This is a genomic window from Pseudomonas sp. GW821-FHT05D12, from assembly GCF_059419825.1.
Map to the genome: position 1 here is coordinate 579,667 of NZ_JBWKSN010000001.1, position 17,483 is coordinate 597,149.

Genomic DNA, 17,483 nt, shown 5'->3' on the forward strand with positions numbered 1-17,483 from the left:
CCTCAGCCACTGTTAGTGTCCAGCCTCCCCATACACGGAGTGCCCCGGATGAAACTGGATATCTACCAAGTCGACGCCTTCAGCCAGCACGTCTTCGGCGGCAACCCGGCGGCCGTCTGCCCGCTCACCGAATGGCTGCCCGATGAGCAACTGCACAACATCGCTGCCGAAAACAACCTGTCCGAGACGGCGTTCTTCGTGCCCCGTGGCGAGTTCTACGAGTTGCGCTGGCTGACCCCGGAAGTCGAAGTCGACCTCTGCGGTCATGCCACGCTGGCGGCGGCGTGGGTGCTGATCCATCAAGTGGGGAATGCGCCTGACGTGCTGCGCTTTGCCACCCGCAGCGGCGAGCTTCGGGTAACGCGCGATGGCGACGAACTGGCGATGGACTTCCCGGCCAAGCAGCCGCAGCGCTGCGAACCGCCCAGCGGGATGTTGAGTGCATTGGGGATCGAGAACGCGCACGTATTCGGCACCGATGACTACCTCGTCGTGGTCGACGATGAGGCCCAGGTCGCCGCGCTCACACCAGACTTCGCACGCCTCAAGGGCCTGCCCAAACGCGGCATCGCGGTGACGGCCCGAAGCACCCGGTTTGACTTTGTCTCGCGCTGGTTCGGCCCGAACGTGGGCATCAATGAAGACCCGGTCACCGGCTCCGCGCACACCTCGCTGGCGCCACTCTGGGCCGAGCGCCTGGGCAAACAGCAACTCACCGCCGAACAGGGGGGCAAGCGTCGCGGCCAATTGCGTTGCGAACTCAAGGGCGACCGAGTGATTATTTCCGGCAAGGCCGCGCTGTATATGCAGGGCACTCTTTACCTGTAGAAAAGCACGGGGCATGGCGCAAGCCGGCATTGCTTGACGGCTTGCGCCTCGTTTACCTAACGGCCTGCGGCGTCCTGATGCGCTGGCTGGCCAAATCAAGGGTCAGATCGTGCCGGGGCAAACGGCTCAACGTATCGTTGAGGTTCATCTTCAAGGGTTTATCCGCATTCACGCCGTACTCCAGATCGACGTTGACGTGTTTTTGCGTGTGGCTGAGCGCAGCGCTGCTGGAAAAGCTGAGGTTCGTCATCGCCGGTAGCAACATGCTATGGGACTGGGTGGCGGTGTAGCTCATGCTCATACTTTTTACGCGTAGGTTGTTGCGGTCATTGAGTGCGTGCTTGATCAACGCCTCGGTGCCTTTACCCGCAAGGTGGCTGTGCTCGATCGCGCGCAGCACCTGCGGCTTCAGCTCCATGCCGAGTCGCACTGAAGTGCCCTCCCCATGCTGCAGCTGATCGAGCACTTGGGCAAAGTGCGGGTCGTCCCTGGCCCATTGTTCGATGGCCACTTTGTTGGCAGGCGCGACATCATCCAACCAGGCATGCTGCCCGTTGTCCCGCAAGCCCACACGTGTGACGGAAGACTCCACCGATGCCAGCTGGCGAAGCCCGCTTTTCATCAGGTCCCGTTGGGTCATTAATTTATCCAACGACTGGCCAATCGCGTGGTAGGCGTCCGCCTTGGTCGCCAGGGGCGGATGAGTCGCCAGAAACCCCTGCAAGCTGGCCAACTGTTCATCCGTCGTGGCCCCCGGCCGTTCCGTAGCGGCCAAGTCCTGTCTGAATTGCGGCGAATACAGCGAAAGGCTGCGTCGCAGGTCATTGATCTGCGATTGAGTCACCGCGTGTGGCGGCTTGAAAGAGAAACTGAATGCCTGTGATTGGCTCCGATCAAATTTCACCATGACCGATATTTCCGGCAACGCAAAAACGGCAGCAGCTGGCCCGCCAGTTTCAACCCTGCCCAACGCCAGCGCGTTCAAAGGCGCAACGTTGAAACCCACGCCACCCTGCCTCAGCCATTGTGCGCTGCGTCCCTCGGCGTGACTGGTGCCCGCCGCCGTGCGCGTAGTGGACTGACTCTTGTCCGCATGCGCAAGATTGAGGTTCGCCAGCCCGCCGATACCTGCGCGTATCACTGAGTCCAGCTCGGCAATATTCTCCTGGGGGTTGTAGAGCACACGCAACTGCGCAAGTCCATCCAGGTTAACGTCACCACTCAGCTTGGAGCTGTGCCCGGCAGCGTGCTGCTCTCCCAGCGCCAGCAAATCGTGGAGACCACCCGATGGGTGGGTGAGGATCGACATCAACTTGCCGAAGTCCGCCTCCTTCACGTCAAAACTGATGCTCGAACCGGTGTTTTTCGCAACCGCTGCCGTCAATTCCCCCGCGACTCTCAAACCCGGCCCGTACGCTTGGGTGCCCCGCCCCACCGTCACCCCTGAAGCCACCGAAGCGGCCAACCGCCGTGTGTCGTCCATCGAGATCTCGACCCTCGCGCCTTTATCCGTGCGACTGATGCTGACGCCGTTGGTATGGGACTTGGAGGCGCCCAGGAAAAATTCCACGGGGGCGACGGGTTTTATCCCCGTCACCATCAAGCCCAGGCTTTTGCCCTGGGTGCGGCTGGAGCCAAGGGTTTGACCACTCTCCAGTCGTTGCACTTGCTGCGTCAGTGCGTCCTTGAGGGAAGCATCGACGGGCAATCCGAGCAGCGTCGAGAGGTGCCAATGCAAAGCGGATCCCGGTGTACCCAGGTCCTTGGCCAATAATTTGAAGTTGTCGTAGAGGGTCTCTGCCTGCGCGTAACTGACGACGTTCTGACGTGACAATTGATGCAACGGGCTCTGGTCAAAATCCTTGATGACCGCGCTCACGGAGCCTTCTATGCGCTTCAGGGCGCTTGGGCTGTATCCGGAAACGCTGTCGAGTTTCTCCGCCAGATCAGTCAGTTTCCTCAGCGTGTTGGCGTGATGAATCAGGTCGCCTTCGACGAGGGCGCCAGGGTGAGTGAGGTCTCGCTTACGCTCCGGTTTCCATTGGGGCAACGTCAAGTCTTGCCCCTCGAGATTGGCCAGTAGCGCAGCGGTGGTTTTTTCCGATGAGGGTGAGACCCGTATGAACGCCTGATGCAGTTGATGCAGCGTCGATTCCGGGTTGACCACTGTCCGGCTCAGTGTGGGCCGCGAGTCAAACGCCAGCCCATGCACATCGCCTAAAAGGCGTGCGCGGGCCTGGCTGCTCGCGTCCACACGGGCCAACGCCTGGCTGATCTGGTTGGCCAACGCCTGGCGCGGGCCGGGTACGCTGAGCGCGACGAGGCGCGCACTCAGGTCAGCCGCAACCGGCTTGCTCTTCGACAGGGGCTTGAGCCGCTCGTGCAGTTGCTTATCGTCAGCGTAGACGGCCTCCAGCCCGCGACGGCCGCTGACACGGTGCTGAATATCCTTGCCTGTCTGGCTGAGGGACTCCAAAGGGTGAAAGTGCGCCTTGATCCCTTGAAAAAAACTGCGCTTGTGCGAAATCCCCTCACGGGTTTGCCCCATCACATGACTGCTGGCCGTCAATGCCCCGCCTGGAAACTGCGCGCGCATTTGAGCACTCGCCAATGTATCGCACAGCAACGGTACCGCCGCCACCGGTTGCAAGGGCCCCGCCTTCATTGACTCTGGGCCCGAGCGATCCAATCGATGGAACTGCTTATCCCAGCCGGCAACCAAGTGTTTGTCAGCCCCCATCCGCAAGGATTCCAAGGGGCGGCCCTCGGGCAGTTCAACCCTGGCCCAGCGATGCGGCCCCCTGGCGCTGCCTTGCCAAACCTCGCGATCAACCCTGAACAACTCGTCACCCTGGCTGTGTGCGTAGAGATGCCCTTCGTGATCCAGCGCCAGTGCCTTTATCGCAAGCGGCGGTGACAGCCGTAATGGGGTGACGACACCCTCCTGATGAACCTGGAGTTCGTTGTCTTGATTGGCCGTTACGAAATGACGGCCATCGGCGACTGCAAAGTGGGCGATGGGGCTCTGACTTTTTCCAGCGAGTACCTCAACCAGCGACACGTGAGGACGGGGCTTGGGCAGAGCGGCCAAGTCATGGCTGGCGCCCTCGAAAACCGGATCACGCACTTTCTGGATCGCCACCGCTTTCAGTTGCCCCTCTTGCAGCACATAGGCACGTCCATCCAGGCCACGCTCCAGACGCTCGACGCCCGGCTGCCGGGCGTTATCCCATTGCTGTGCACCCGCGTTCCAGCTCAACAGCCGGCCTGAATCAAGTGCGACCTTGCCCCGCAGCCCGAGATCGATCGAGGCCGCAAGTGCCTGCCGGCTGGGCAAGGGCAGACCTTTCTCGATGCCCTTGACCAACACGTCACTGAGGTTCCAGTGCGGGCGCAATACGCTTGATTCATTCAAGGGCGAACTATGCAGTTGCTCGCGGGCATCGCGAACCTGGGCATTGAGTTGCCCTGCATCATCATGAAAGAAACCTTCGACTCTGACACTGCCCTTCAGCGCCTGCTCCAGTGCTTCGACCGATTGACGCGCCATCGGCAGCACGCCGCCCCTGGCCTGACGCACATCTGCGCGCAGCAGTTCGCCGTCAGTCGTCGCGCCATACAGGGTACTACCGGCCAGCCCGATCCGCGCGAGCGGCACAGGCACGCCGGCCTCATCCAACGGACGCACAGCCGGCGCGCCGGTGCCCTGAATGTGCAGGGCAGAGACGCCCTGGACCTGGCTCAATACCACCGAACCCTGGCGCTGCGCACTGCTGTCCAGAGAGCCCTGAGGTGTTTTCAGCAACTGCCCTTCCCGGGTCAAACCAATGCGGCTGTATGCACGTGCATCGGCGTCGGGCAGCCAGGACAGCGTGATCGGTTCAAAGCGATAAAGACGCTCGTTATCCAGGCGAAACTGCTTGCCCTCGACAGTCGTGTGGATCCCGCTGACGCTTGCCAGATGCGCTCGGCCGGGGTTACTCAAGGACGCTACCGAGCCTGCACCGCCGGCCGGATTGGCAAGACTGCTCTTGAATACCGCTGCGACAGCCGGCGTGGACTGAATATGAAACAGGTACTGTCGCTCATCTTTGAAACGCACCGTATTGCCGCGCTCAGCAGAGTAGCCATCGGCGGTATAGCGTTTGCCTGGCGCGTTGAGATGACGGGCGACATCGCGGCCTGTGGCTGTACTGTCAGCCTGGAGTTGCCCGCCTTTGATGCTGACGTCGAACACCATCGAGGCCGGGTTCAGCGTTTGATAATGAGCCCCCTGCATTTCCGGCAGTGAGGTCGGGCTCGGGCCTGGCGGCGCTTCTCCAATCGACCTTACTGAGCGCTCGACAATGCTCTGGTGCAGCCTGAGCAGACCGTCTAACCCACGATGCATAACGAGTGCCTCAAGCGGATGAGTGACAACTACCTAGTGGACACCTTCAACCATTGGTTCCAACGACAGCAGCACCCTCATGAGGAACAGATTCAACTTTCGTGCAGGCCGAGATAAAGACATCCGGTGACACACCGGCAACGAGCGGGCTCTTCAGAATTTTCAGTCAATCCAGCACGCCTCCAATTCACCGCTGCGGTAAAGTCCCCCCACAGGAAAACCAGATCATTCTCAAAATGAACGGAGTTCAGCGCGTGTTTTTGATTTCCCGCCGTCAACTGTCAGTGATTGCCGCCGCTCTCGTCCTGGCGGCCTGTCACACCCCCGTCAGCGAGCAACCGCCGGCACCGGAGTTGGGCTCGGGCTACCGCACCGACCTCACCCCCCAACACGCCGAACGCCATATGGCGGCAGCCGCCAACCCGCTGGCGGCCGAAGCCGGGCGGGAGATGTTGCGCCAGGGTGGTTCGGCCATCGATGCGGCCATTGCGATGCAGGCAGTGCTGACGCTGGTGGAGCCGCAGTCCTCTGGTATTGGCGGCGGGGCGTTCATCATGGTGTGGGACGGAGATAAGGTGCACGCGTATGACGGTCGTGAAACGGCACCGGCCGGGGCGACCGAGCGGCTGTTCCTGAAAGCGGACGGTACGCCGATGACCTTCACCGCGGCGCAAATCGGCGGACGTTCGGTGGGCACGCCGGGGGTACTGCGGGCATTGGAGATGGCGCACAAAAAGACCGGGCACCTGCCGTGGGCCACGCTGTTCGAGCCGGCGATCCGCTTGTCGGAACAGGGCTTCGCGATTTCCCCGCGCTTGCACGCGTTGATCGCGGCCGACCGCCATATTCCCCGGTCGCCGGAAATGGCCGCGTACTTTCTGAATGCCGATGGCACGCCCAAGGCCACCGGTACGCTGTTGAAAAACCCGGCGCTGGCCAACGTCTTCAAGCGCATCGCCAAGGAGGGCCCGGACGCGCTGTACCACGGGCCGATTGCCGATGAGATCGCGCGCAAGGTCCAGGGCAATCGCAATGCCGGCAGCCTGTCGGTGGCAGACCTTGAGGGCTATACCGCCAAGGAGCGCACGCCCCTGTGCAGCGACTACAAACAGTGGACCGTGTGTGGCATGCCACCACCGTCATCGGGCGGGATCGCCATCGCGCAAATCCTCGGTACATTGCAGGCACTCGAAGCCCGCGATCCGGGCCTGGCCATCGCACCCATGACGCCGGTGAAAAGCACCTCCCCCGCAGGCCTCGAGCCAACGCCCGAAGCCGTGCACCTGATTGCCGAGGCGGGTCGCCTGGCCTTCGCAGACCGTGGTTTGTACGTCGCCGACGCCGACTTTGTACCGGTGCCGGTGGCCGGTCTGGTCGCACCGGACTACCTGGCCAAACGCGCAGCATTGATCGGCGAACGCAGCATGGGCATCGCCAAACCCGGCACGCCTGCCGGCATCCAGGTCGCCTACGCGCCGGACCGCTCGCCGCTGCGCATCTCCACGTCGCAAGTGGTGGCGGTGGATGACCTGGGTGGCGCCGTGTCGATGACGACCACCGTCGAGGCGGCGTTCGGTTCCCATCTGATGGTCCAGGGCTTTTTGCTCAACAACCAGATGACCGATTTCTCGTTTATCCCCGAAGAACACGGCCAGCCGGTGGCCAACCGTGTCGAGCCGGGCAAACGCCCACGCTCGGCCATGGCCCCGACGCTGGTATTTGATCGCAGGAGCGGCGAGTTGCTGGCCGCCGTCGGCTCGCCCGGCGGCTCACAGATCATTGAGTACGTGAGTAAATCCCTGGTGGCGATGCTCGACTGGAAACTCGACCCGCAGGCGGCCATCAGCCTGCCGAATTTCGGCAGTCGCAATGGCGCCACCGAACTCGAACAAGGACTGTTCAGCCCGGCGTTGAAACAAGCGCTGAAGGACAAGGGCCATGCATTGAGCGAGATCGACATGACCAGCGGCATCCAGGCCATCGTCCGCACGCGCGACGCCCAGGGTAAGGTGTCGCTGAGCGGCGGCGCCGACCCTCGGCGCGAAGGCGAAGCGGTCGGCGACTGATTTATTGAGCGGAGAACAGCCCTTGCAACAGGCAAACAATCTCGGCGCCATTGCCGGCGTCGACCACGGTTTCTGTGCGATCAATGACCCGGCGCGCCCGGACGAGGTGTTCATCTGCAAGCAGGTGCACAGCGCCTCGGTGATTGAGTGGCAGCCGGGCCAGGTGGCCAATACCATCGAGGCTGACGCTGTGTTTACCCACACGCACCAGCCCATCGCGGTGATCACCGCCGACTGCCTGCCCATTCTGTTCGCCTCCAAAGACGCTCAGCAGGTAGCGGCAGTGCATGGCGGCTGGAAGGGCCTGCAACGCGGGATTATCGCCAACGCGGTGCAGCGCTTTGCCGCCGAGGGGATCGCGGCCGATCAACTGCAGGTGGCAATCGGGCCGTCGATCAAGCCGTGTTGTTATGAAGTGAGCGAAGGGTTTATCGCCCAGTTCCAGGCGGAGCAAGGGCACCTGTGGCAGCACCGCCAGGCACCGTGGAGCAGCGTGCAACCGGCACCGCGGCAGACACCCGAAATTGCCCCGCCTGCAGCAAGGCAAAGCGACAGCGCGTGGTTTGACTTGAGCAGGTATGCGCTGATGTTGCTGCAGGCGGCGGGGGTCGAGCGCGAGCAGATCGAGGTCAGCGAGGTGTGCACGTACTGCACGTCGCCGACGTTTGCCAGCTACCGCAGAAGGACACATCACCCGGAGGAGGCGAAGACCTTGATCTATTCGTGGATCGCGCGCCGCCCCTGACCACCTGATAGCCCGCGGCGCTCAACGATTGATCTTCAGCCCCTTGCGCGCTGCATGCCGCTCCAGCGCCAGCTCGATCAACCGGCTCACCAACTCGCTGTAGCTCATCCCCGCCGCCTGCCACAGCTTGGGGTACATGCTGATGCGGGTGAAACCCGGCAGCGAGTTGATTTCGTTGATCAGCACCTCACCGTCCTCAGTGAGGAACACGTCGACGCGGGCCAACCCGGCGCATCCCAACACTTCGAAGGCGTCGATGGCCAGGCGGCGGATACGCTCGCTGGCGTCGTGGCTGATATCCGCCGGCACCACCACTTGGGCGGCCTGGGCGTCGATGTATTTGCTGTCGTAGGAATAGAAACCGTTGCTCACCACAATCTCGCCGCAGCCGCTGGCGATGGGGTTGTCGTTGCCGAGCACGGCGCATTCGATCTCGCGCCCCTGGACGGCCGACTCCACCAGGACTTTCTCGTCAAACCCCAACGCCAGCTCGACGGCGGCGTGGTACTCGGCTTCATTGCCGACCTTGCTCACGCCCACCGAGGAACCCTGGTTGGCAGGCTTGACGAACATCGGCAGGCCGAGCTTGCGCACGGCGGCATCAAATGCAGTGTGCGCGGCGTTGCGTCGGGTCAGGGTAATGAACGGGGTGACGGCAATGCCGGCGTCGCGCAGCAGGCGCTTGCTGATGTCCTTGTCCATGCACACCGCCGAGCCGAGCACGTCGGACCCAACAAAAGGCAGGTCGGCCATGCGCAGCAAACCTTGCAGGCAACCGTCTTCGCCGAGGGTGCCGTGGACGATGGGGAAGATCACATCAATGTGTTCGAGCAGGCTGCTGCCGGAGGTTTCCACCACTTGCTGGCTGGCCTTGCCGGGCACCACCGCCAGTTCGCGGTTGGACTGGTTGAGCGCGATGAGGGCCGGGTTTTCCTGGTTGATCAGGAAGTTCGAGGTGTCGTTGAGGTGCCAGTGGCCGGCCTTGTCGATGCCGATCAGGACCGGCTCGAAACGCGTGCGGTCGAGCGCATCGACGATGTTGCGCGCCGACTGCAACGAGACCTCGTGCTCGGCCGAACGCCCCCCGAAAATAATACCTACGCGCACCTTGCTCATGAACCGGCCTCACTGTTGAAAGTAAGGCTTCTTACCACGGGCGGTCAGCGATTCGCTACCAGATGTGCACCGAACAACACGTAGCAACCGCCGGCAAAACGATCCAGCCATTTGCGCGAACGGCTGTAGAGGTTGGCCATGCGCTCGCTGGAAAACACCAGGGCCACGCTGCTGTACCAGCTGAATGACAACGTGGCCATGGTGATCACCGCCAGGGTCAACAGCATCGGCGAGGGCGAAGGCGGCATGGTCGACGCGAAGATGGTGGCGACGAACAGCGCGGCCTTGGGGTTGGACAGGTTGCCCAGCAGGCCCAGGCGCCAGGCGGAAAACAGCGAGCGCCGGGGTTCGTCTGCCAGCAGGTTGTGACCCATGGCCGGTGCCGAGCGCTTGAACAGCTTCAGCCCCAGGTAGATCAGGTAGCAGCCGCCGATGATCTTGAACGCCAGGTACAGCATCGGCGCGGCGGTGAACAATGACTTGATGCCCAGGCCACCCGCCAGGCCCCACATGATCGTGCCGGTGGCCACGCCCGCCGATGCCACCACGCCATGACGACGCGAACAGCTGGCGGCCAGCTGCGCGGTGTTGAAGAAGTTGGGGCCGGGCGTCACCACCGCCACGGTCCACAGCAGGGCCAGCGAGACCAGCGGCGCCACGTAGGCGGGGTCGAAAAAATCCATCGGGGCAGCTCCATCAGTGCAAGGCACGAGCCAGGATCATAGGCCTCGCCCGGCACCTGCACAATCGTACAAGACCCCGGCAGACAAGGAATGCAGACTGGGTTAACGTGTTTCCATCCCTTTTTTGTGACAAGCCACCATGGGCAAACCGACTCCTATCCTCGACTGGCTGCACCGCGCGCCGCACGCCAGCGGCCTGGACCGTATCGAGGCGTACTTTGCCGGCTTCGCCTTCGACCCGCATCGCCATGACACCTACGCCATCGGGCGCACGCTGTTCGGTGTACAGAGCTTTCATTACCGCGGCGGCATGACCCACAGCATGCCTGGCACGACCATGGTGATTCACCCCGATGAAACCCACGACGGGCGCGCCGGCAGCGAGGAAGGCTTCAAGTATCGGATGATCTATGTGGAACCGGCGCTGATCCAGCAGATCATCGGCGGCAAGCCGTTGCCGTTCATTCCTGGCGGATTGTCCAGCGACCCGTGGCTGCACCGTGCCAGTGAAGTGCTGCTGCAAAGCCTGGATTGCCCGATCGACCCGCTGCAGGAACAGGACGCGATGTTCGACCTGGCGCAGGCCCTGAGCAATGCCTCAGGCGCGATTGCCAGTCGCAAGACGTTCGATTACGTGGCCGCCGAGCGCGCGCGGGAATTTATCCACAGCGCGCTGGGCCGCAGCATCACCCTGGATGAAATCGCCGAGCACGCCGGTCGCGACCGCTGGGCGTTATCGCGGGATTTTCGCCTGTTGTTCGCCACCAGCCCGTATCGCTACCTGACCATGCGCCGCCTGGACCTGGTGCGCAGCCTGTTGGCCCAGGGCCAGTCATTGGTGGACGCGGCGTTGACCGCCGGGTTCACCGACCAGAGCCATATGACCCGACAATTTCGCAGCACCTACGGCATGCCGCCCTCGCGCTGGGTGAAGATGCTCGGGCGCTGAGGGCCTGGCCTGGCCTGGAATACACCCACGCCTACCGTTGATCTACGTGGTTTCCAGCAACGCGTCCGGCTTCGGTGCGCGCGCTCTGAGCCCCAGTGCCAGCAGCGCCCCGGTCAAGGCAATCGCTGCACTCCAGCCCATCGCCGCTTCGATCCCCGCCGCCTGGCTCGACCCGGCATTTGCCACCGACACCAGCACCGCCAGGCCCAGCGCCCCGCCGATCTGCTGGCTGGTAGACGCCATTCCCGCCGCCACGCCTTGCTCTCCTGGTCGGATGCCCAGCCCCGCAGCGACCCACATCGCGGTCCAGGTCATGCCCTGGCCGATGCTCAGGATGAAAATCCCCGGCAGCAGCGACCAGAACCCCACCCCTGTCGGCAACGCCCAGCACACCAGCGCAATCCCCACGGCACCGGCCAGCTGCCCGCAGACCAACGTGTTGCGTAACCCCAACCGGGCGAGCGAACGCTCCGCCAGCCAGATCCCGAACGTGCACACCAGGGTCGCGGGTAAAAACGCCAACCCTGCCTGCAGCACGCTGTAGCCGTAGACCTGCTGGTAATACAGCGCGAGAAAGTAGTACTGCACGCCAAAGCTGCTCATGAACACCGCCGTCAGCACCATCGCCATGCGCAACTCGCGATAGGCAAACAAACGCAGTGGCATCAGTGGGTCGCGGCCGCGATGTTCAATCCAGGCGAACAGGCCGAGCAGCGCCAACGCCACGCCCAGGCAACCCAGCGTAGACGGCGCCGTCCAGCCCCATTCAGGCCCCTGCACCAGCGAAAACACCAGCAAGGTGCCGCCAACGGTCACGGTCAACGCGCCACTCACATCAAAGTTGCGCCCGCGTGCACGCTCGCCATCGGCGGGGATCCAGTAGCGCGCCGCCCAGGCGCAACCGCCCGCCAGCGGCACGTTGACCAAAAATACCGCCTCCCACCCCCAGGCCTGGGTCAGCACGCCACCCAGCAGCGCGCCGAGCGCCAGGCCTGCCGCCGACGCCGCGCTCCACACGGCAAACGCACGGTTGCGCGCCGGCCCTTCGGCGTAGTGGGTGTTGATCAGCGCCAAGGTCGCCGGGAACAACAATGCCCCGCCCACCCCCTGCACGGCCCGCGCCAGCACCAGCAACACGGCGCTGCCACCGAGCACCGCAGCCAGGGAGGCCAGCGCATATAACGACTGGCCGACCCGATACAGACGGCGCTTGCCAAGCAGATCGGTAGCGCGCCCGCCGAGTAGCAGGAAACCGCCAAACGCCACGCTGTAGGCACTCACCACCCACTGCAATTGCGCGGCGGAGAAGTTCAGATGCGCGCCAATCTGCGGCAGCGCCACGAACACGATGGTCGCATCCAGCGCAATAATCAGTTGCGCCGTGGCCAGCAGCATCAGCATCCAGCCTGAGGGTCGAGAGGGAGACATCACAGCGTCCTGTCCGAAAATGAGAAGCCGCCAGTGTCTTTTATGCGAAACAGATGATAAATAGCGCAATCACTCTTTCAGTAATGACTTTAATCATGGATCTGAACGCAGTTCGCTTGTTAGTCCGCGTGGCCGAAACCCGCAGTTTCACGCGCGCGGCCGCAGACCTGGGGCTGACCCAGTCGGGCCTGTCTCGCGCCATTTCGCGCCTCGAACAGGAACTGGGCGTACGCCTGCTGCAACGCAACACCCGCAGCGTCAGCCTGACGCCCGACGGGCAGATGCTCTATGAGCGCAGCGCGCCGCTGTTGGCAGAATTGGCCGAGGCCGAAAAGCTGATGCTCGACCGCCGCAGCACCCCTTCCGGCCTGTTGAAGATCAGCACGCCCTCGCTGTTCGGGCGCAAGGTGGTCATGCCGGTGATCGGCGAGCTGACCTTGCGTTACCCCGCGTTGCGCATCGAAGCAGTGATGACCGACCGCCTGGTGGACATCGTCGATGAAGGCTTCGACGCGCTCCTGCGCACCGGCGAGATCCAGGACCAACGCCTGATCGCCCGCCCGCTGGCGCCGCTGCGCTGGATCACGGTCGCCTCGCCGGCTTACCTGGCGCGCTTCGGTACGCCGCAGAGCGTCGACGAACTCAAGGACCACAACTGCCTGACCGTGCGCAATCTGCGCAACGGGCGCATGGTCGATTGGCAGTTCATGCTCGATGGCAAGGTGCAGGACGTGAGTGTCGAAGGGCGGCTGATCTTTGATATCGGTGATGCACTGGTCGACGGCGCCGTCGGTGGCTTCGGCATCGCCCAGGTCATGGACTTTGCCGTGCGCGACGACTTGGCCGCTGGGCGCCTGGTGCCGCTGCTGGAAAACTTCGCGGGCCGCCGCCGGGCGATCTCGCTGGTTTACCCGCCGTCCCGACAGTACTCGCCAAAACTGATGGCGTTTGCCGAAGCCCTCGGCCAGGCGCAATGGTAACCCTGCAGGCGCAGGCACGCCGGCGCCTGCGGGGGCTGTCTCAAGGCAAGGTTTTACCGTCAATCGGCGCGCCGATGGTGAGGAAATGCCCACCCGCCACATGGTGCAAGGTGCGCAGCGGATCATGCCCGTCGAAATGCCAGCGGCCGTCGCTGAACACGCGCTCGTCGGCATAGGCCGCCACCACTTCACCCAGGAACAGGTCGTAGGCCTGCTGGTTGTGCGGTTCGGGCAGCAGGCGGCATTCCAGCCAGGCCACGCAGCCTTCCAGCAACGGCGCTTCTGTGTGTTCACCACTGAAGGTGTGCAGGCCGTAGGCGGCAAATTTGTCCGTCTCAGAGCCGGTGGTGTTGCCAACGGTCTGGACCAGATCGACCTGGGCCACGCAAGGCACCTGCAGCACGAAAGTGCCGGCGCCTTCCAGCAGTTGGCGGGTCCAGGTGGCTTTGTCCAATACAACCGCGACTTTCGGCGGTTCGAAATCCAGCGGCATCGCCCAGGCGGCGGCCATGATATTGCGCTGGCCGTTGTGGGCCGCGCTGACCAGCACGGTAGGCCCATGGTTGAGCAGGCGGTAGGCCTTGGACAGCGGAACGGGGCGGCGGTGAGTAGGGCTCATGGAGGATCGGCTCTTCAAGCGGAAAAAACCTACGATACCTCAAGCACAAGCCCCACGGCTCAGCTCGACAACTGGTTTGCGAATTGTCCCACTGCACTGACCACTTTTTGCGCACCGTCCTGGATTTCGACGATGACCGTGCCCGCCTCCGCTGCGAGGGCCAGGCCCTGCTCGGCTTGCAGACGGCCATCAGTCATCAGGGTCACCGCATCGCGGGCCATGTCCTGGTTCTGGCGCACCACGCCGACAATCTCCTCGGTGGCTTTGCTGGTACGTGACGCCAGCTGGCGCACCTCATCGGCCACCACCGCGAAACCACGCCCTTGTTCACCGGCGCGTGCCGCTTCAATGGCGGCGTTCAGCGCCAGCAAGTTGGTCTGCTCGGCGATGCCGCTGATGGTCTTGACGATGGTGCCGATCACTTGGGACTGGGCGTTGAGCGCCTCGATGCCCTCGCCGGCCTGTTGCATGTGCTTGGCCAGATCGCGCATCACGTCCACCGCCTGGGTCACCACCGTGGTACCGCGCTGGGCACTGCTGTCGGTGTGCAACGACGTGCTGTAGGCAATGTTCGCTGCTTCAGCGACGGCCTGCTCCTGATTGACCTGGTCGGTGATCACCGTGGCGAACTTGACCACTTTGTACAGCCGGTCGTTGGCATCCAGCACCGGGTTGTAGGTGGCTTCCAGCCAAACGGTGCGGCCATGGCTGTCCACACGCTTGAAGCGCGCCGCGACGAACTCGCCGGCGTTCAAGCGCTTCCAGAAGTGCTGGTATTCGGCGCTGTTGTACTCTTCCGGCGCGCAGAACATACGGTGATGTTTGCCCTGGATCTGCGCGAGGCTGTAACCCATGCCGCCGAGAAAACGATCGTTGGCAGTGAGCACGTGCCCGCCCAGGTCGAACTCGATCACGGCGGTGGACCGCACCAACGCGGTGATCAGGTTTTCATGCTCGCGAGAGGCCTCGATCGTGCGGGTGAGGTCGCTGGAGTAGATCGAAAAATGCTTGATGCGCCCTTCCGAACTGCGCACCGGCTGCAAGATCGAGCGCAGCCACGCCTCCTGGCCATTGCCGCGCATCAGGCGCACGGTACCGGCGAAATGCTCACCGCGCACCAGGGCGTTCTTGAAGCGGCGATGGAATTCATCATTGCGCACGTGATCGGGCACCAGGTCTTCGATCGGACGACCGAGAATGTTGCTCGACGCGTACACCAGTTCCTGCAGGAAGTTGGCGTTGGCCCACTCCACCCGGCCTTCGGCGTCCAGCGTCAGGCACAGCATTTCGCTTTCCAGGCTCTCCTTGACCTGTTGCAAGCTGGACAATTCTTCGCGAAGAGCCGACAGCTCCTGCTTCAAACGGGTGTTGAACATGGGGCACCGATGGTCATTTGGGGAGAGTGATCTGACCTGCATCGGCGCTGGCGGCGTTTTCTGAAGCGCTTTTTTGCGTGGGCCCCACTGTTTTTTTGGATCCATCAACTGCCGTTATTTCGGCACACACCCATCACTTGATATTCCAGGGTATTGAGATTGCCGCGGGAGTCTTCATAGGTCATGCGCGAGGGCACGGGATTGCACGCGCGGATCGGCGGCGTCACGTTGATCACCTTGGCAATGTCCAGTTTCATGCCGTAGCGATACGCCTGCACCTCGGGCGCCGGCTTGCCGTTTTTCACCGCGTAGTCGGCCATGGCTTTTTCATTGCGCTCCATCATCAACGCAAAAGTGCGATCACCGCCGCCTTCGGCCAATGCGCCCAATGACAGGCTTGCGGTAAATACACCCAGGGCGATTGCATAAAAGTTCATCACAGGTTCCTCGACTGAAAGTTCAGTGCCGAGACTAACCAGCGAACCCTGACGCGATGTTCACCAGAACATTACTTATTTGTTAGGTGGCCACCAGTTTCCAGAATTGTAATGTTGCCGCCACCCAGTCGTTATCCACGGTTTGCAACTATCAGCCCGGGCCAGATCAATAAGAACGCCCGCCTCCATAAGAAGCTGATCACTGCCAATACCGAGGAGCGAAACATGCGGATCCGTTATTACACCCTTCCCCTGTCACTGGTCGCCACGTTGCCGCTGGCCGCCGTGGCGGCCGAAGAAAAACCCGAAGGGTTTATCGAAGGCAGCAGCGTGAACGTGCTGGCGCGCAATTTCTATTTCAATCGCGATGACCGCAAGGGCCAGTCCAGCCCCACCGGCAACAGCTACTCCGAAGCCTGGGCCCAGGGGTTCATCGGTAAATTCGAATCCGGGTTCACCCAAGGCACGGTGGGGTTTGGCCTGGATGCGTTTGCCATGGTCGGCCTGAAGCTCGACTCGGGCACCGGCCGCAGCGGTGGCAAAGGCTCGTTCGGCGTGCTGCCGGTGGACAGCGACAACCATCCCGAAGACAGCTACAGCAAGGTCGGCGGCGCGGCGAAATTGCGCGTGCTGGACACGGTAATCAAGGCCGGCGACGTATTCCCGCTGAACCCGGTGGTGGCCTATGGCGATTCGCGCCTGCTGCCGGAAAGCTTTCGTGGCGTGACCGTGCAAAACACCAGCCTGGAAGGCCTGAGCCTGCAGGGCGGGCGTTTGAGCGGCATGAGCCAGCCCAGCGAAAGCGGCATGGATAAAGGCTTTGCAACGTTTTATGCAGGCAAGGTCGACTCGCCCTGGATCAGCTATTTCGGCGGCGACTACAGCCTCAACCAGCACCTCAGCTTCAGCCTCTACAGCAGCCGCCTGAAAGACGCCTGGGACCAGTATTACGCGGGCAGCGCCGCCAGCTACCCACTGACCGACGACGTCTCGCTGTTCGGCGACGTCAACCTTTACAAGGCGGTGGATGAAGGCAAAAAGCTGCTTGGCGAATTCGACAACACCATCTGGAGCGCCAGGCTCGGCGTCAAGGTTGGCGCCCACAGCCTGGCCGTGTCGCACCAGCGCAACAACGGTGATGACGACTTCGATTACCTGCGCCAGTCGGATTCGATCTTCCTCAACAACTCGATCCAGTACAGCGACTTCAACTCCCCCAAGGAGCGCTCGTGGATGCTGCGCTACGACCTGGACATGCAGCCCTTCGGCATTCCCGGCCTGTCGTTCATGACCCGCTACGGCAAGGGCACCGGCGCCGACTACAGCGACGCCAACGCGGTGTATATGCGCCGCGACGCGGCCGGCAATCCACTCACCGACCAACGTCGCTGGGAGCGGGATGTCGAGGCCAAGTACGTGGTGCAAAGTGGCACGCTGAAGGACTTGTCGCTGCGCCTGCGCCAGGCCACGGTGCGCTCCAGTGCGTTCGAATCCGACCTGGAGGAAGTTCGCCTGATTGCCGAATACCCGCTGGTGGCGCTGTGAGTCGTTACAGTCGTTCGCGGTTAACTAACATCTGTTCACAAATAGCCAGGTATCAGAACTGTAATATTGGGCCCACCTTCCCGTTAAGTTGAACTTCTTATAGTGGACTCAACGCGTCATACACCGAGCACATTCATCTCTGAAGCTTTTGTGTAGCTCCTTTGGAAAGAGATGGATTTTTAACGCCCCGGTCGGGGCGTTTTTTTTGCGCACGCCCTTATGCGGCCGATGGTCGCAGTTGACCCTGAAGCGACTTCACGGTTGAGAATTTTCCCCTACCCCGAACACGTCATTCCATAAGGACATGGACCTCCCCTCTCG

13 protein-coding genes and 1 pseudogene are annotated in these 17,483 nt (G+C 62.5%); 6 read left to right on the top strand and 8 right to left on the bottom strand.

Features of this window, described 5'->3' with window-relative positions; genetic code table 11:
* Nucleotides 1-48 precede the first annotated feature (48 nt).
* Nucleotides 49-828 (top strand): PhzF family phenazine biosynthesis protein, encoded by a 780-nt coding sequence (locus tag AC07SI_RS02745; protein ID WP_495005028.1) that lies wholly within the window; start codon nt 49-51, stop codon nt 826-828.
* Between the two features lie 52 nt (nt 829-880).
* On the opposite strand, the gene AC07SI_RS02750 is transcribed toward AC07SI_RS02745, so the two are convergent.
* On the bottom strand, nt 881-5,218 hold the full coding sequence (locus AC07SI_RS02750; RefSeq protein WP_495005029.1) for an AvrE-family type 3 secretion system effector: 4,338 nt from the start codon (nt 5,216-5,218) through the stop codon (nt 881-883).
* Nucleotides 5,219-5,454: 236 nt separating this feature from the next.
* Here AC07SI_RS02750 and ggt point away from each other — a divergent pair, with 236 nt between their 5' ends.
* Together ggt and pgeF are read left to right on the top strand one after the other, a co-directional pair.
* Entirely contained in the window at nt 5,455-7,284 is a 1,830-nt protein-coding gene (gene ggt, locus AC07SI_RS02755) for a gamma-glutamyltransferase (protein WP_495005030.1), read from the top strand.
* A gap of 22 nt (nt 7,285-7,306) precedes the next feature.
* Complete coding sequence (gene pgeF, locus AC07SI_RS02760) at nt 7,307-8,029, top strand: peptidoglycan editing factor PgeF (RefSeq protein ID WP_495005031.1); 723 nt, start codon at nt 7,307-7,309, stop codon at nt 8,027-8,029.
* Nucleotides 8,030-8,050: 21 nt separating this feature from the next.
* Here the strand turns inward: pgeF and ddlA are convergent, their stop codons facing one another.
* The gene (gene ddlA, locus AC07SI_RS02765; protein ID WP_106805232.1) at nt 8,051-9,145 is read right to left on the bottom strand and encodes a D-alanine--D-alanine ligase; all 1,095 of its coding nucleotides are present in this window, start codon (nt 9,143-9,145) and stop codon (nt 8,051-8,053) included.
* A gap of 44 nt (nt 9,146-9,189) precedes the next feature.
* Nucleotides 9,190-9,828, bottom strand: a complete 639-nt coding sequence (locus AC07SI_RS02770; protein ID WP_065900441.1) for a LysE family transporter — start codon at nt 9,826-9,828, stop codon at nt 9,190-9,192.
* A 139-nt stretch (nt 9,829-9,967) separates the two neighbouring features.
* Between AC07SI_RS02770 and AC07SI_RS02775 the strand changes: the two genes are divergently transcribed.
* Nucleotides 9,968-10,777 (top strand): AraC family transcriptional regulator, encoded by an 810-nt coding sequence (locus AC07SI_RS02775; protein WP_065900440.1) that lies wholly within the window; start codon nt 9,968-9,970, stop codon nt 10,775-10,777.
* A gap of 42 nt (nt 10,778-10,819) precedes the next feature.
* Here AC07SI_RS02775 and AC07SI_RS02780 read toward each other — a convergent pair whose 3' ends face one another.
* Nucleotides 10,820-12,178 (bottom strand): MFS transporter, encoded by a 1,359-nt coding sequence (locus AC07SI_RS02780; RefSeq protein ID WP_495005051.1) that lies wholly within the window; start codon nt 12,176-12,178, stop codon nt 10,820-10,822.
* A gap of 122 nt (nt 12,179-12,300) precedes the next feature.
* Between AC07SI_RS02780 and AC07SI_RS02785 the strand changes: the two genes are divergently transcribed.
* Nucleotides 12,301-13,185, top strand: a complete 885-nt coding sequence (locus AC07SI_RS02785) for a LysR family transcriptional regulator (protein ID WP_106805236.1) — start codon at nt 12,301-12,303, stop codon at nt 13,183-13,185.
* A 40-nt stretch (nt 13,186-13,225) separates the two neighbouring features.
* On the opposite strand, the gene AC07SI_RS02790 is transcribed toward AC07SI_RS02785, so the two are convergent.
* The 4 genes and pseudogenes from AC07SI_RS02790 to AC07SI_RS02805 all read right to left on the bottom strand — a co-directional run bounded on the left by AC07SI_RS02790 (nt 13,226) and on the right by AC07SI_RS02805 (nt 15,617).
* Nucleotides 13,226-13,804: a flavin reductase family protein gene (locus AC07SI_RS02790; RefSeq protein ID WP_495005032.1), complete on the bottom strand. Its 579-nt coding sequence runs from the start codon at nt 13,802-13,804 to the stop codon at nt 13,226-13,228.
* A 59-nt stretch (nt 13,805-13,863) separates the two neighbouring features.
* The gene (locus tag AC07SI_RS02795) at nt 13,864-14,295 is read right to left on the bottom strand and encodes a methyl-accepting chemotaxis protein (protein ID WP_371920712.1); all 432 of its coding nucleotides are present in this window, start codon (nt 14,293-14,295) and stop codon (nt 13,864-13,866) included.
* Nucleotides 14,296-14,403: 108 nt separating this feature from the next.
* Nucleotides 14,404-15,285, bottom strand: a pseudogene (locus AC07SI_RS02800) (PAS domain-containing protein); the annotation flags it as partial.
* On the bottom strand, nt 15,285-15,617 hold the full coding sequence (locus tag AC07SI_RS02805; protein ID WP_065900430.1) for a DUF2790 domain-containing protein: 333 nt from the start codon (nt 15,615-15,617) through the stop codon (nt 15,285-15,287). The pseudogene AC07SI_RS02800 and the gene AC07SI_RS02805, both read right to left, overlap by 1 nt.
* 225 nt (nt 15,618-15,842) lie before the next feature.
* Between AC07SI_RS02805 and AC07SI_RS02810 the strand changes: the two genes are divergently transcribed.
* On the top strand, nt 15,843-17,162 hold the full coding sequence (locus AC07SI_RS02810; protein ID WP_495005033.1) for an OprD family porin: 1,320 nt from the start codon (nt 15,843-15,845) through the stop codon (nt 17,160-17,162).
* The last annotated feature ends 321 nt before the right edge of the window (nt 17,163-17,483 follow it).

Excerpts from the sequence above, each read along its gene's own strand:
- AC07SI_RS02795 (WP_371920712.1), bottom strand. The coding sequence starts at position 14,295 with ATGCGCGATCTGGCCAAGCACATGCAACAGGCCGGCGAGGGCATCGAG.
- AC07SI_RS02805 (WP_065900430.1), bottom strand. The coding sequence starts at position 15,617 with ATGAACTTTTATGCAATCGCCCTGGGTGTATTTACCGCAAGCCTGTCA.
- AC07SI_RS02790 (WP_495005032.1), bottom strand. The coding sequence starts at position 13,804 with ATGAGCCCTACTCACCGCCGCCCCGTTCCGCTGTCCAAGGCCTACCGC.
- ggt (WP_495005030.1), top strand. The coding sequence starts at position 5,455 with ATGAACGGAGTTCAGCGCGTGTTTTTGATTTCCCGCCGTCAACTGTCA.
- ddlA (WP_106805232.1), bottom strand. The coding sequence starts at position 9,145 with ATGAGCAAGGTGCGCGTAGGTATTATTTTCGGGGGGCGTTCGGCCGAG.
- AC07SI_RS02775 (WP_065900440.1), top strand. The coding sequence starts at position 9,968 with ATGGGCAAACCGACTCCTATCCTCGACTGGCTGCACCGCGCGCCGCAC.
- AC07SI_RS02750 (WP_495005029.1), bottom strand. The coding sequence starts at position 5,218 with ATGCATCGTGGGTTAGACGGTCTGCTCAGGCTGCACCAGAGCATTGTC.
- AC07SI_RS02770 (WP_065900441.1), bottom strand. The coding sequence starts at position 9,828 with ATGGATTTTTTCGACCCCGCCTACGTGGCGCCGCTGGTCTCGCTGGCC.
- AC07SI_RS02780 (WP_495005051.1), bottom strand. The coding sequence starts at position 12,178 with ATGCTGATGCTGCTGGCCACGGCGCAACTGATTATTGCGCTGGATGCG.
- AC07SI_RS02745 (WP_495005028.1), top strand. The coding sequence starts at position 49 with ATGAAACTGGATATCTACCAAGTCGACGCCTTCAGCCAGCACGTCTTC.
- AC07SI_RS02785 (WP_106805236.1), top strand. The coding sequence starts at position 12,301 with ATGGATCTGAACGCAGTTCGCTTGTTAGTCCGCGTGGCCGAAACCCGC.
- AC07SI_RS02810 (WP_495005033.1), top strand. The coding sequence starts at position 15,843 with ATGCGGATCCGTTATTACACCCTTCCCCTGTCACTGGTCGCCACGTTG.